This window comes from Rhodococcus sp. ARP2 (assembly GCF_001029585.1).
In the GTDB taxonomy this organism is placed as follows: Bacteria; Actinomycetota; Actinomycetes; order Mycobacteriales; family Mycobacteriaceae; genus Rhodococcus_F; species Rhodococcus_F erythropolis.
On sequence record NZ_LEKE01000051.1, the window covers coordinates 1 to 12,597 of the forward strand.

The window sequence follows — 12,597 nt, forward strand, 5'->3', positions numbered from 1 at the left end:
ATGGGCAAGAACACCTTCTCTCCCGGCCCCGGTGAAGGCATCAAACTTCTCATGGAGTTCACCGACAACCCCACCCGCGAAGCTCTGGTCCGGTGGCTGCACTCGATGGTCTTCGACCGCGCGGTCGTCACCGAGCAGCTCATCGAAGAGCGCTGGGCCCTGGCCACAGAGCCGACGACGCTCGAGATCGCCCGCCGCATGTACAGCAGCAAGGCCATGGCTGCCATGGGCGCGGCTGCCGCTGCGTCAACCGCCGTGCCGTACTGGGCGCAGCTGAACAAGATCAAGGCGCCGACGCTGTTGACCTGGGGACGCGACGACCGCGTCAGCCCCGTGGACATGGCGATACTGCCGATGCGTGATATCCCCAACGGCGAAGTTCACATCTTCCCCAACTGCGGACACTGGACGATGATCGAAGCCCGTGACGCCTGGGTCGCGTCCGTTCTGGCATTCCTGACGCGTCCAGAAGGCAAGTAAAGGGCTTCGCCCCCGTGCGCCTTTTTGGTAGCTCCCACTACCAAAAAGGCGCACAGGGGTGCTCCCACTCACCGGGAAGCGTTTCTGCACTTCGGCGGGCTACCTGCCACCGTTTCACCAACAGATTTTCATTCTGCCCAGGCACTCGCCGGGTAGCGAAACCAGAAAGCCGGAAAAATCATGGGTCAGGTTCTGGACAACATCTCACAGTTCGCCGACGAGATCCGCGCCGACGGAGTCGAGGGCGACAAGCTGATGCGCTTGACGGACGGCAGCGCGAAGCGCCTGCGCGACTCCGGCGTCATCCGGATGTTCCAGCCGAAGGAGTTCGGAGGCCTCGAGGCACATCCGCGTGAATTCGCCGAGACGGCAATGGCTATCGGTGCGATGGACGGTGCCACGGGCTGGGTCAGCGGCATCGTCGGGGTTCATCCGTGGGAGCTTGCGTTCTTCGACCGCAAGGCTCAGGAAGAGGTGTGGGGAACCGATCCCGATACGTGGATGGCGTCACCGTATGCGCCGATGGGCGTGGCGAGGCCGGTCGAGGGTGGCTACATCCTCAACGGTCGCTGGTCGTTCTCCTCCGGTACCGATCACTGTGACTGGATCATGATCGGCGCGATGGTCGGTGACGAATCCGGCAAGCCGTTGATGCCGCCGAAGCACCTGCACGTACTGCTGCCGCGCTCCGATTACGACATCGACCAGGACAGCTGGAATGTCGTGGGCCTGCGCGGAACCGGGTCGAAGGACCTGATCGTCAAGGACGCGTTCCTGCCCACCTACCGCACGATCGACGCCGGAAAGGTGTACGACGGGACGGCGTGGAAGGAAGCGGGCCGTACGGAGACGTTGTACAAGTTCCCGTTCTCCTGCATTTTCCCGTTGGGGATCACTTCGTCGTTGATCGGTATCGCTGAGGGTGCGTTGGCGTGCAACATGGCGGCGCAGCGTGAGCGTGTGACGGTCAGTGGCGTTCCGATCAAGGAAGATCCGTACGTGCTGTTCGCGATCGGTGAGGCTGCGGCCGAGATCGCTGCTTCTCGGGCTGCGATCTTGGAGACGGTGGATCGTTTCTGGGACATGACCGAGAAGGGGCAGGAAGTTTCGTTCGAGCTTCGTGCGATCGGTCGGCGCACGCAGACCGCTGCGGCGTGGCGGGCGGTGCGGGCGGTGGACGAGATCTTTGCTCGTTCCGGTGGTGGCGCGTTGCAGTTGAACACGCCGATGCAGCGGTTCTGGCGCGATGCTCATGCCGGTCTCGCGCACGCGATCCACGTACCCGGTTCCATTTTCCACGCGTCGACGCTCTCGCAGCTCGGTGGCGAACCGCAGGGCATCCACCGCTCGATGATCTAGTCCCACAATCACTCTCGAAGCAAGGACGGTTAGGCATGACTGAAATTCGGGGCCTGGGGTATCTCAGGATCCAAACGCAGGACGTGGCTCGCTGGCGCGAGCTCGTGGTCGACGGACTCGGCCTCGCGGTCGGTAGTGGCCCGGAAGCCGACGGCCTCTACTTGCGCCTGGACGAGCGTCGTGCGCGACTGATCGTCCTGCCCGGTGAGACGGACAAGGCTCTCGCAGTGGGTTGGGAAGTGCGAGATCAGTTCGCGCTTCAGCGTGTTCGTGAAGAGGTCGAGAAGGCCGGAGTCGAGGTCGAGGTTCTTTCCGAGGTCGACGCCAGCTACCGCGATGCCGAGCAGGTCATCGCATTCGACGATCCCAACGGCAACCGCGTCGAGGTTTTCTTCGGACCGGTACTCGACCACAGCCCGTTGGTCACCCCGCACGGCGGCCGCTTTGTCACCGGTGATCAGGGACTCGGCCATGTGGTGCTTCCGGTTACGCGTTTCGACGAGGCGTACACCTTCTACACCGAGGTGCTCGGATTCCTTCCGCGCGGTTCCATCCGTCTCGGCGGAATCGATGCGCCGCCGCCGGCTCGCCGCGTTCGCTTCATGGGTGTCAACCAGCGCCACCACAGCCTGGCGCTGTGCCCGGCGCCGCCGGTTGACGAACCCGGTCTCGTGCATCTGATGATGGAAGCCGAGACTCTCGACGCCGTCGGTCAGGCTCTCGATCGTGTTGCCAAGCTCGGCTTCTCGATCTCCTCGACGTTGGGTCGCCACACGAACGACAAGATGGTCTCGTTCTACGTGCGCGCACCCGGTGGCTGGGATCTCGAGTTCGGTTGCGAAGGCACGCTTGTCGACGAAACCTTCTACACCGCTGAGGAAATCACGGCGGACAGCTACTGGGGCCATGACTGGTCCGACAGTGAACCGCTGGCCGCGTTCACTCCCAAGAGCTAGTTCTGACGCAACGAAAAAGCTCGGTCCCGACGCCTGTCGGGACCGAGCTTTTTCGTGTGCTCGATCAGGAAGCTGCTGCTGCCAAACCGGTTTCGAGGTCGGCGAGGATGTCGTCGATTCCTTCGATACCGACCGCGAGGCGGACGAGCCCCGGGGTGACACCCGAAGCGAGCTGCTCCTCGGGGGTGAGTTGCGAGTGCGTCGTCGACGCGGGGTGGATGACGAGTGAGCGAACGTCACCGATGTTGGCGACGTGGCTGTGCAGCGTCAGTGCGTTGACGAACTTCTTGCCTGCATCGACTCCACCGGCGAGCTCGAACGCGACGATAGCGCCGGTTCCCTTGGGAGCCAGCTGCTTTCCACGCTCGTGCCAGGGTGAGGATTCCAGTCCGGCGTACGCGACCGACGTGACTTCGGCGCGGCCCTCGAGGAATTTCGCGACCTTCTGGGCGTTGGACACGTGGCGCTCGATGCGCAGGCTCAGTGTCTCGATGCCCTGCGAGATGAGGAAGGCGTTGAACGGTGCGATGGCCGAGCCGAGGTCGCGCAGAAGCTGAACGCGTGCCTTGAGGGCGTAGGCGGGTGCACCGAGATCGGCGAAGGTGACGCCGTGGTAGCTGGGGTCGGGGGTCGTGAAGTTGGTGTGACGTCCCTGGGTCCAGTCGAAGGTGCCGCCGTCGACGATGACGCCGGCGATCGCGGTGCCGTGTCCACCAAGGTATTTGGTGGCGGAGTGGACGACGATGTCGGCGCCGTGCTTCAGCGGCTGAATGAGGTACGGAGTTGCAACCGTGTTGTCCACGATCAGTGGGATGCCGTGTTCATGGGCGACTGCGCTGATGCCGGGGATGTCGAACACGTCGTTCTTGGGGTTGGAGATGGTTTCGCCGTAGAACGCCTTGGTGTTCGGACGGATTGCCTCACGCCAGTGATCGAGGTTGTCCGGGTCCTCGACGAAGTCGACGGTGATGCCGAGCTTGGGCAGCGTGTAGTGGAAGAGGTTGTACGTGCCGCCGTACAGGCGGGGGCTGGAGACGATGTGGTCCCCGGCCTCGGCGAGGTTGAGGATCGCGAAGGACTCGGCGGCCTGACCGGACGCAACCAGCAGAGCCGCGACTCCGCCTTCGAGAGCGGCGATGCGCTGCTCGACGGCGTCCTGCGTCGGGTTCATGATGCGGGTGTAGATGTTGCCCGGCTCGGCGAGGCCGAAGAGCGCCGCCGCATGGTCGGTGTTGTCGAAGACGTAGCTGGTGGTCTGGTAGATCGGAAGCGCTCGAGCGTTGGTAGCGCTGTCCGGGCCCTGTCCGGCGTGGACCTGCTTGGTTTCGAACGACCAATCGGCGGTCGGATCGGTGTCGACGGGGGTGTTCTCGCTCATGAATTCATACTCCGTGGTGAAGGTGGGTTGGTGCGGGTCAGGCGGTTTCGACGACTGTATGTACTGGGACGGGATTTCGGGTGAGATCGAGTACGGGGCAGTGGGCGTCGACCGTCTCCTGCAACTCGAGGTATCGCTCGCGAGTTTCCGGACCCGTCAGGGTCACCACGACGCGAACCTCGGAGAATCCCGGGCGGACGGCATCGTCGAATCCGAAGAATCCACGAACGTCGAGGTCGCCTTCTGCCCTGGCCGAGATGTCGTCGAGCGCGATACCGAGTTTGTCCGCCCACACACGGTAGGTGACCACCTGGCAGGAGAGCAGGGATGCGAGGTAGTACTCGACGGGATTGGCTGCGGTGTTCTCGCCGCCGAGGGCCGGCGGCTCGTCGACCTCGACGGTGTACTTACCGAGAGAAATGGTGCTGGCAACGGCGTCGTGCGCCTGAGCGGATGCCTTGAAGACGACGTGCGCTTTGCTTGCGTCCTTGTCGATGGCGTCGGCATTGGCTGCTACGACGGAACTCAGGTGCGAGATCGAAGCGGTGGTCATGACAGAAATGTCCCCTGATCTGGGTGTACATACGAGTATCGACGTGAGCGGCGCTCACGTCGTAGGTCCGATCAGTAGATCGGACACCCGGATGTACAGACGTGCGCAAAATCGACATGGCGTCGCCGCGTCAGCAGCGTGCCCGTCTCGTATGCGCCAATTCCCGTCACGGAAGAGACTGTAACCGGTTCCCACCCTTTCCGACCAGCCCTATAGGAAATCCGTCTCGGATCGTGGTCGCTCATGTGGGCGGCAGTCCGCTCCACTGCGGCGTCCGACGGCTCGCAAAAGCGTCGAGTCCTTCGGCGATGTCCGGCGATCGGAGCACCGCGTCCTTCGCGTCGTCGGTGATGGTCCATCCGGCAGTATCGGCCTCGGCGTAGAGAGCGTCGATTGCCTTCAGGCTCAGGCTTACCGAGGTCGGAGAGGACTCGCAGATCTCGGCCGCCATCACCAGAGCCTCGTCGAGCGCCTTACCCGGGGCAGTCACTGCATTGACGACGCCGAGATCTTTGGCCCGATCGGGATCGAGAGTGCGCCCGGTGATCAGGAGTTCGCGAGCGACATTGATCGGAAGGGCACGTGGCGCCCGAAAGAGCGCACCGGACGTCGCAACCAGACCACGTTTGGTTTCGGGTAGACCGAATTGGGCTGTGGCGGAAGCGACGATCAGATCGCAGGCCAATGCGATTTCGAAGCCGCCGCCCAGCGCGTATCCCTCCACTGCGGCGATCAGAGGCTTGTTTCGCTGACGCCGAATGACGCCGTACTCACCGCCGCGAGGCATGCGAAGGTCGGCTCGCTCTCGGATATCGGTTCCGGCGCAAAAGATGTTGGGGGTTCCGGTGATGATGCCGACCCACAGAGAAGGGTCGTCGTCGAGAAGGTTCAGTGCGGCTTCGATTCCCTCGGCAGTTTCACGATTGATCGCATTACGACGTTCTTCGCGTTCGATCCTGACGATGAGAACGCGGTCGTGGCGTTCTGTGGAAACAGTCGACATAATTGGACTGTAGTCCATCTATCGAAGGAGTGGTGCGTCAACTGGCGAGACCGACATTGGACACATTCCGGACTGTGGCGAAGACTGTGTCCTGAGGCGGAGAAAGGCAGGTCGACGTGATTTCCAAACGAGAACAGAACAAGCGCGATACCAACGACAGGTTGCTCTTAGCTGCTCGAATTCTGTTCTCGGCAAAGGGTTTCGCCAGCACGACCGTCGACGACATCGCCGAGCGAGCCGAGGTGTCGCGAGCCACCTTCTTCAATTACTTCCAGGGCAAGGACTCGGTTCTCGAGGCGCTGCACAGTGATCATCTCGATCAGCTTGCGGCACTGGTGGATCAGCTCATGGAATCTCCGATGCCGACCTCTGATCGGATCTCCCGGATTTTTCAGGACTTTGCGCAACAAGCGATCATGCATCCGCGCTATCTGCGCATGGTGACTGCAGAACTCGAGCGCGACTTCGCCTCCTCCGGAGCGGGGGCGGCACACGATCATCGGTTCCATGTGGAACTTCTGCGGATCGTCACTGCCGGTATCGAAGCCGGCGAAGTGAGATCGGACTACCCGCCGCTGTTTCTCGCGCAGATGATCGGCGGTACGTACGGAGCGTTGGTCCGCTTCTGGCGGCAAGACGCCGATTACGACGTGGTCGGCGAATTCGATCGCGGTGCCAGGTACGTCGCGGAAGGCATCGCTGCTCGCTGAGCCGACTCAGGACGTGGTGCCGGCTCAGGGTGTGGGCACTACCAGGGGCAGCATCTGCTGGACGCTCTCCGAAAGATAGTTCGCGGCAGTCTGATCACCGGACAGGTGGCGAAGAAGACTCTGCTGGAACAGGCCGTCGAAGATCGCGTACATCGCCGGCGAGGTGACCGAGGGCTCCACGTCGAGAAGCTCGGCATAGCGAGAGACGATGCGCCAGATCATGTTTTCGAGACTCTCGTCGATCGCGGCCACGTCGGTTCGGAACGACTCCTCGAACATCGACTGCGCGCGCAGGTCGTACCAGAGGCGGTGCATCGTCGGCTCGTCGATCATGGTCTCGGCGAGCAGCGCGCCGAAACCCGTTTTCAGTTCCTCCGGCGTCTGAGCGGTGGCGACGATGCCGTCGTAGCGGGTGACGCAGCGTGCCTTGTAGTGGCGCACGCAGTGGGTGATGAGATCGACCTTGTCGCTGAAGTAGTAGTGCAGGACGCCGTGGGAGAACTCCGAATTCTGGGCGATTTCGCGCAGGCTCGTGCGTGCGTAGCCCAGTTCGGCCAGCGTTTGCAGTGCGGCCTCGGCCAGTTGATCACGTCGCTCGGAGAATTTGTCGACCTGACGACGTGACACCTTGTCTGCGTTGGACCGCTTCTCCGAAGAGACAGGAACCGCCTTTTTTCCTGCCCCACTTGGCTTCTCGACTGTCGTGGTCACGATGGCACGTCCTGTTCCCTGCGGTTTCCACAGCGGCACGATCGCCGCGTCCGAATCAGTGTAACCCCTGGTCTTTGACGAGCGTGTAACAAAATCTTGACAGTCGTCAAGATTTCTCTTGACACTCGTCCAAAGTTGAATACTCTGTGACTCACACCACTTGGCAGCGTCGCTGTGAACGGTGGCATCGCGAGAGTCGTTTCAGTCATGGAGGCAGTCGAAAATGAGCGTGTTTGATCTCGAGGGACGAAAAGCACTGGTCACAGGTGGTGCCAAGGGGCTCGGAGCCGGAATGGCTGAGGCGTTGGCGAAGGCGGGGGCGTCGGTGATGATCGGCGATGTTCTCGAAGACGAAGGTCGTGCCACCGCAGAGGCCGTTGGTTCGGGCGGAGTCAAAACCGGGTTCGTAAAGCTGGACGTCACCGACGACGCCAACTGGGAAGAGGCAGTCGCCGCCACCGCGGAGACTCTCGGCGGCTTCGACATCCTCGTCAACAACGCAGGCATCGAGATTTCCTCGCTGGTGGTTGACCTCGATCCGGGCGACATCCGCCGTATGTGTGAGGTCAACATCCTCGGAACAGCGCTCGGAACCAAACACGGACTGCGCAGCATGCGTCCGGGTGGCGTAGCCGGAACCGGCGGCTCCATCATCAACATCTCTTCAGTGGCCGCAACCATTCCGTTTCCCGGGATAAGTGGATACTCCGCGACCAAGTCCGCGGTCGATCGCTTCACCAGAGTTGCCGCCGCCGAGTCGGGCAAGCTCGGCTACGGAGTCCGCGTCAACTGCATCTACCCGGGCCTCGTCGCCACGGAGATGGGTCTCGGACTCGCGGCGGACATGGAGAAGCTCGGCCTGTGGCCCAGTGCCGAAGCGGCAGTCGGCGACGTCATCGGTCTCACCCCGCTCGGCCGCCTTGGTGAAGTGAACGACATGGCTGACGCCGTGGTGTTCTTGTCCTCCGACGCCGCGCGATTCATCACCGGAATCGGCCTACCGGTCGACGGTGGTATGGGCATGTAACTGCCCTCCCCATTCGTACGTACACCCTTCTCACGTCTTCGAAAGGTTCCACGAACATGTCCGAAAAGAAGCCAGTCATCGTCTACGGAGTCTCCGGGTACACCGGCCGTCTGGTGTGTGAATACCTGCGCGAGTTCAACATCCCGTTCATCGCAGCCGGCCGCGATGCCGCTCGAATCCAAGAGGTCCTCGACAAGATCCCCGGTTTGGACACCGTCGATCACGAGGTCGTCGAGGTCGAGCACACGGTCGAGGCTCTGGCCGAATTGTTCACCGGCGCACAGGTTGTCAGCAACATGGTCGGGCCGTTCATCAAGCTTGGCGGCACCGTCGTCGAGGCTGCGTTGAATGCCGGTTGCCACTACATGGACACCACCGGTGAGCAGGACTGGGTACTCGACGTCCAGGAGAAATTCGGCGACAAGTACCAGGAGAAGGGTCTGCTTCTCTCGCCCGGTATCGCGCAGATGTACACCACCGGTGAGATCGCGGCCAACATCGCACTGGAAACGCCGGGTCTCGATACGCTCGACATTCTCGTGCTGTGGAAGGGATTTCCCACCTACGCCTCCACTCAGACGATCTTCACCATCCTCAAGGCGAACTGGTACTACCTCGAGCAGAACAAGTACGTGCAGTGGGCGCCCGGCCAGACTTTCGACGTCGTCGTTCCCGGCCAGCACGAAACTGCGCTTGCATTGCCGTGGGGCGGAACTTGCCACCCCGTGTGGTTCAAGAACGATCCGCGAGTTTCCAACGTCAAGGCTGCGGGCGGGGTGTTCGACCGCACCGTGATGGAAGGTGTTGTCGCGACACAGAAGATCGTGGAGGAGCAGATCAAGACCCTGCCCGCCGACGAGCAGGAAGCCGCCTTGGCCGAGATCGCCGGTTCGGTTCAGGCGGGTATGCCCCCTCGTGAAAATCCGCGCATCAACACCTCACTCGACTCCGTCTACGCGTCGGGACCGCTGGGTCGCTCGCACGTCGTGATCCACGGAAACTGCAACTACAAGCAGACGGGCCTCCTGCACGCTTATGCAGCGCATTCGTTGCTTCAGCAGGCGCCCAAGAGGACCGGGCTTGCCTCGGCCTGCCAGGCGTTCGGCCATCGCGAACTACTCGGCGCGCTGCGTAGTTTCGGGCTGGCTCTGGAGCCGGAAGTAACCATCAACGCCTAGCTCGTCGCCCTCGTCATCATGTTCACGGCTCCCGGCGTGCATCGCGCCGGGAGCCCCGCCCTGGAGGCTCCCCATGCGTTTGACCGACTATCTCGACAAGGGAGCCTCTCTTGGTTCCACCGCACCGTGTTTGACGATGGGGGAGCGCACTCTCTCCTACAGTGAGGTGCAACAGTTCAGCCGACGCTTCGCAGCTTCGCTCGCTGCTTCGGGCATCGCGGCGGGCGAGAAGGTCGCGATTCTGTCCGGCAATGACCCGATCTCGTTCTCCTGCGTATTCGGTATCAGTAGGGCTGGCGCGGTCTGGTGCCCGATTAACCCTCGCAACGAAGCTGCGGAAAACCGAGACCTGTTGGATCTGTTCGATTGTCGCGCTCTGTTCTTCCAGAAGTCCTATGCGCCGCTTGTCGACCAGATCAAGGACGCGCTTCCACAGTTGGTGACGCTCGTCTGTATCGACGGCGAATGGGATTCGGCACAGTCCCTCGAAAGCTGGCTCGGGGAAGAAGAACTCGATGTCGCGGCGCCCGACGACGTCACCATGCTGGTCGGTACCGGTGGTACGACGGGCCGCCCCAAGGGCGTGATGTTGACCGGGCACAACATCGAGACGATGACCGCAATCACTTTGATGAGTTATCCATTCGAGGGGCGCCCGGTGTATCTGGCGTTGGCGCCGTTGACTCACGCCGCCGGTGTTTTGTGCTTCCCGATCATGGCCCTCGGCGGCGAAGTGGTGATCATGCCGAAGCCCGATCTCGGGTACTTCCTCGCGAACGTTCAGAAGCACAAGGTGACTCACACCTTCCTGCCGCCGACGCTCATCTACATGTTGCTCGAGCACGAGGACCTCGCGGTAACGGATCGTAGCTCGCTGCAGTGTTTCTGGTACGGCGCGGCACCGATCTCCCCGACCAGGCTAGAGGAGGCGATCGACAAGATTGGACCGGTCATGGCTCAGCTGTTCGGGCAGAGTGAAGCCCCCATGATGATCTCGACGATGTCACCGAAGGAGCATTTCGGCCCGGACGGCACTGTCGCAACGTCACGACTTTCGTCGGCGGGTCGACCTTCGCCGCTGGTGACCGTGGGGATCATGGATGACAAAGGCGCGCTGCTCGGACGTGGCGAGCGTGGTGAGGTGGTGATTCGCAGTTCATTGGTGATGGCGGGTTATTACAAGAACCCCGACGCAACCGCGGAAGCGTCAGCCCACGGCTGGCATCACACCGGCGACATCGGGTACCTGGACGAGGACAATTTCCTGTTCATCGTCGATCGTGCGAAGGACATGATCATCACCGGCGGTTTCAACGTCTATTCGGTCGAGGTGGAGCAGGCACTCATGGCGTATCCGGGGATTCAGGACTGCGGAGTGATCGGGTTGCCGGACGACAAGTGGGGCGAACGTGTTGTGGCAGTGGTGCAGCCACACCTCGGCGCAGACATCGACGGCGCCGAGGTGATGGCTTTCGTGAAGTCTCGCATCGGAAGTGTGAAGACTCCGAAGCAAGTCATCGTCTGGGACGATCTACCTCGCTCCAAGGTCGGCAAAGTTCTCAAGAACGAGATCAAGAGCGAGCTGACTGGCTGAATACCCCCGGAACGCCTATGTTTCACCGCGCGGAGTGCCTGTCGAAACCGACAGGCACTCCGCCTTCTTGTCACCGCGGCCGGTCGATTGCTCACGAATCGAGTACCGATCATCGGGAATCGTGTCTGTGAAGTTCGAATCGCGACCCGCATCGTCTCTGTGTCAGCCATCACAATGATGTGTTCGAATGAGTACGAGGTGAATCATGCGTCACGAAAGAACAGTCACCGAGCAACTTCCCCTTCCGGCCAGGACCGTCCGGAAGGTCATGCTCCGCTTCATGCCGGTCATCGGATTGGCATACATCGTCCTGTATCTCGACCGATTGAACATCGGCGTTGCAGCATTGACGATGAACAAAGAACTCGGAATATCGGCCTCGATGTTCGGGTTTGCGGCCGGAATCTATTTCTGGAGTTACACGATCTGCGAACCCCCCAGCAACTACATCCTCACAAAGGTCGGTGCGCGGCGCTGGATCACACGAATCATGATCACGTGGGGCGTGGTCACCATCGGAACCGCGTTCGTTCAGGGTGCCAGCGGATTGGTGGCAGCACGATTCCTGTTGGGTATTGCCGAAGCAGGCTTTTCGCCCGGCATGCTGTTCTTCGTCTCGAAGTGGTTCCCGAATCGGGATCGAGGCAAAGCAATGGCGTGGATCGTGACCTTCATCTGTATCTCCGGCCTGGGTACTCCGATCACCACACACCTGATGGCTATCGACGGCTTTCTCGGGCTTTCCGGATGGCGATGGGTATTCATTCTCACCGGCGTCCCCGCCGTGGTCATGGCGTTTGTGATCTACAAGGTTCTGCGGGACAAGCCTTCCGAGGCGGAGTTCCTCTCCGAGGAAGAACGCGGTTGGCTCGCCGATACGCTCGAGTCGGAGGCGCAAGAGCGCGAAGCGGTCGTCGGTAAGCACAGCTTCCTCCAGGGACTCGTGCACCCACGAGTACTGGTGTTGATCGCCGTGTTCATCTGTTTCACCTTCAGCCTCAACGGTTTCCAGATTTGGATGCCGCAGATTTACGCGCAATTCGGGATGAGCACCAATCAGATCGGATGGGTTGCCGCACTACCTGCACTGATTGCGATCGGACCGATGATCTGGTGGACGCGCCATTCGGACCGCGCCGGAGAGCGCCCCGTGCACTTCGCCATCGCCGCATCGGTCGCAGCACTCGGTTTTGCTATTGCTGCGCTGTTCTTCACCACACCGGTTGTCGCCATCTTCGGATTCTGCATCGCCGGGATCGGTCTCTACAGTTCGATGAGCATCTTCATCACCATGCCTTCGAGCTTCCTTACCGGCGCTGCCTTGGCGGCAGGTTTCGGTGTCATCAACGGAATGGGTAACCTCGGAGGCTATTTCGGTCCACAGGTCACCGGCTGGATCAAGGACGCGACCAACAGTTTCACACCGGCAATCGGGGTGTACTCCGCGGTGCTGGCGACGGCAGCATTGATCGTGCTGCTGCTCAAGGTGATCACCAGAAAGGCCGACAAGGCCAACGCCCAACTGACTCTGGATTACCGGGCGGAGCGCGACGCCGGAACCTTGGTTGCACCTGAGCAGGTTTGAGCCGAGTCTCGGCCCGGAAGATTCCCGATCAACGGGAATTCTTCATTCTTCAGGCGAGCATGC

The 12,597-nt window shown here is 61.5% G+C and carries 12 protein-coding genes; 8 read left to right on the plus strand and 4 right to left on the minus strand.

Annotated elements, in window-relative coordinates; all coding sequences use genetic code 11:
- From ABX74_RS12315 to bphC, 3 genes are all read left to right on the plus strand, one after another.
- Positions 1-480, plus strand: a 480-nt coding sequence (locus ABX74_RS12315) for an alpha/beta fold hydrolase (RefSeq protein WP_047888938.1), incomplete at its 5' end; no start/stop codon positions are given.
- Between the two features lie 180 nt (positions 481-660).
- Positions 661-1,839, plus strand: a complete 1,179-nt coding sequence (locus ABX74_RS12320; protein WP_003940250.1) for an acyl-CoA dehydrogenase family protein — start codon at positions 661-663, stop codon at positions 1,837-1,839.
- A gap of 35 nt (positions 1,840-1,874) precedes the next feature.
- Positions 1,875-2,795 (plus strand): biphenyl-2,3-diol 1,2-dioxygenase, encoded by a 921-nt coding sequence (gene bphC, locus ABX74_RS12325; RefSeq protein WP_020909199.1) that lies wholly within the window; start codon positions 1,875-1,877, stop codon positions 2,793-2,795.
- 64 nt (positions 2,796-2,859) lie between these two features.
- Here bphC and ABX74_RS12330 read toward each other — a convergent pair whose 3' ends face one another.
- From ABX74_RS12330 to ABX74_RS12340, 3 genes are all read right to left on the minus strand, one after another.
- Positions 2,860-4,173 (minus strand): bifunctional o-acetylhomoserine/o-acetylserine sulfhydrylase, encoded by a 1,314-nt coding sequence (locus ABX74_RS12330; RefSeq protein WP_019745377.1) that lies wholly within the window; start codon positions 4,171-4,173, stop codon positions 2,860-2,862.
- A gap of 37 nt (positions 4,174-4,210) precedes the next feature.
- The gene (locus ABX74_RS12335; RefSeq protein WP_019745376.1) at positions 4,211-4,726 is read right to left on the minus strand and encodes an OsmC family protein; all 516 of its coding nucleotides are present in this window, start codon (positions 4,724-4,726) and stop codon (positions 4,211-4,213) included.
- Positions 4,727-4,967: 241 nt separating this feature from the next.
- On the minus strand, positions 4,968-5,729 hold the full coding sequence (locus ABX74_RS12340) for an enoyl-CoA hydratase-related protein (RefSeq protein WP_029537047.1): 762 nt from the start codon (positions 5,727-5,729) through the stop codon (positions 4,968-4,970).
- A gap of 116 nt (positions 5,730-5,845) precedes the next feature.
- On the opposite strand from ABX74_RS12340, the gene ABX74_RS12345 reads away from it, so the two are divergent.
- Positions 5,846-6,439, plus strand: coding sequence for a TetR/AcrR family transcriptional regulator (locus ABX74_RS12345; RefSeq protein WP_019745374.1), 594 nt, complete (start codon positions 5,846-5,848; stop codon positions 6,437-6,439).
- A 24-nt stretch (positions 6,440-6,463) separates the two neighbouring features.
- On the opposite strand, the gene ABX74_RS12350 is transcribed toward ABX74_RS12345, so the two are convergent.
- Complete coding sequence (locus tag ABX74_RS12350; protein ID WP_020909198.1) at positions 6,464-7,066, minus strand: TetR/AcrR family transcriptional regulator; 603 nt, start codon at positions 7,064-7,066, stop codon at positions 6,464-6,466.
- 307 nt (positions 7,067-7,373) lie between these two features.
- On the opposite strand from ABX74_RS12350, the gene ABX74_RS12355 reads away from it, so the two are divergent.
- The 4 genes from ABX74_RS12355 (at position 7,374) to ABX74_RS12370 (ending at position 12,534) form a co-directional block, all read left to right on the plus strand.
- The gene (locus ABX74_RS12355) at positions 7,374-8,177 is read left to right on the plus strand and encodes an SDR family NAD(P)-dependent oxidoreductase (RefSeq protein WP_019745372.1); all 804 of its coding nucleotides are present in this window, start codon (positions 7,374-7,376) and stop codon (positions 8,175-8,177) included.
- Positions 8,178-8,233: 56 nt separating this feature from the next.
- Entirely contained in the window at positions 8,234-9,355 is a 1,122-nt protein-coding gene (locus tag ABX74_RS12360; protein ID WP_047888939.1) for a DUF5938 domain-containing protein, read from the plus strand.
- Between the two features lie 73 nt (positions 9,356-9,428).
- Positions 9,429-10,949: an AMP-binding protein gene (locus ABX74_RS12365; protein WP_020909196.1), complete on the plus strand. Its 1,521-nt coding sequence runs from the start codon at positions 9,429-9,431 to the stop codon at positions 10,947-10,949.
- A gap of 205 nt (positions 10,950-11,154) precedes the next feature.
- Positions 11,155-12,534 (plus strand): MFS transporter, encoded by a 1,380-nt coding sequence (locus ABX74_RS12370; protein ID WP_020909195.1) that lies wholly within the window; start codon positions 11,155-11,157, stop codon positions 12,532-12,534.
- Positions 12,535-12,597: the final 63 nt, after the last annotated feature.

What these genes read in the sequence shown, in the direction of transcription:
- ABX74_RS12365 (WP_020909196.1), top strand. Translation starts at nt 9,429, where the DNA reads ATGCGTTTGACCGACTATCTCGACAAGGGAGCCTCTCTTGGTTCCACC.
- ABX74_RS12320 (WP_003940250.1), top strand. Translation starts at nt 661, where the DNA reads ATGGGTCAGGTTCTGGACAACATCTCACAGTTCGCCGACGAGATCCGC.
- ABX74_RS12340 (WP_029537047.1), bottom strand. Translation starts at nt 5,729, where the DNA reads ATGTCGACTGTTTCCACAGAACGCCACGACCGCGTTCTCATCGTCAGG.
- ABX74_RS12370 (WP_020909195.1), top strand. Translation starts at nt 11,155, where the DNA reads ATGCGTCACGAAAGAACAGTCACCGAGCAACTTCCCCTTCCGGCCAGG.
- ABX74_RS12355 (WP_019745372.1), top strand. Translation starts at nt 7,374, where the DNA reads ATGAGCGTGTTTGATCTCGAGGGACGAAAAGCACTGGTCACAGGTGGT.
- ABX74_RS12330 (WP_019745377.1), bottom strand. Translation starts at nt 4,173, where the DNA reads ATGAGCGAGAACACCCCCGTCGACACCGATCCGACCGCCGATTGGTCG.
- ABX74_RS12335 (WP_019745376.1), bottom strand. Translation starts at nt 4,726, where the DNA reads ATGACCACCGCTTCGATCTCGCACCTGAGTTCCGTCGTAGCAGCCAAT.
- ABX74_RS12360 (WP_047888939.1), top strand. Translation starts at nt 8,234, where the DNA reads ATGTCCGAAAAGAAGCCAGTCATCGTCTACGGAGTCTCCGGGTACACC.
- bphC (WP_020909199.1), top strand. Translation starts at nt 1,875, where the DNA reads ATGACTGAAATTCGGGGCCTGGGGTATCTCAGGATCCAAACGCAGGAC.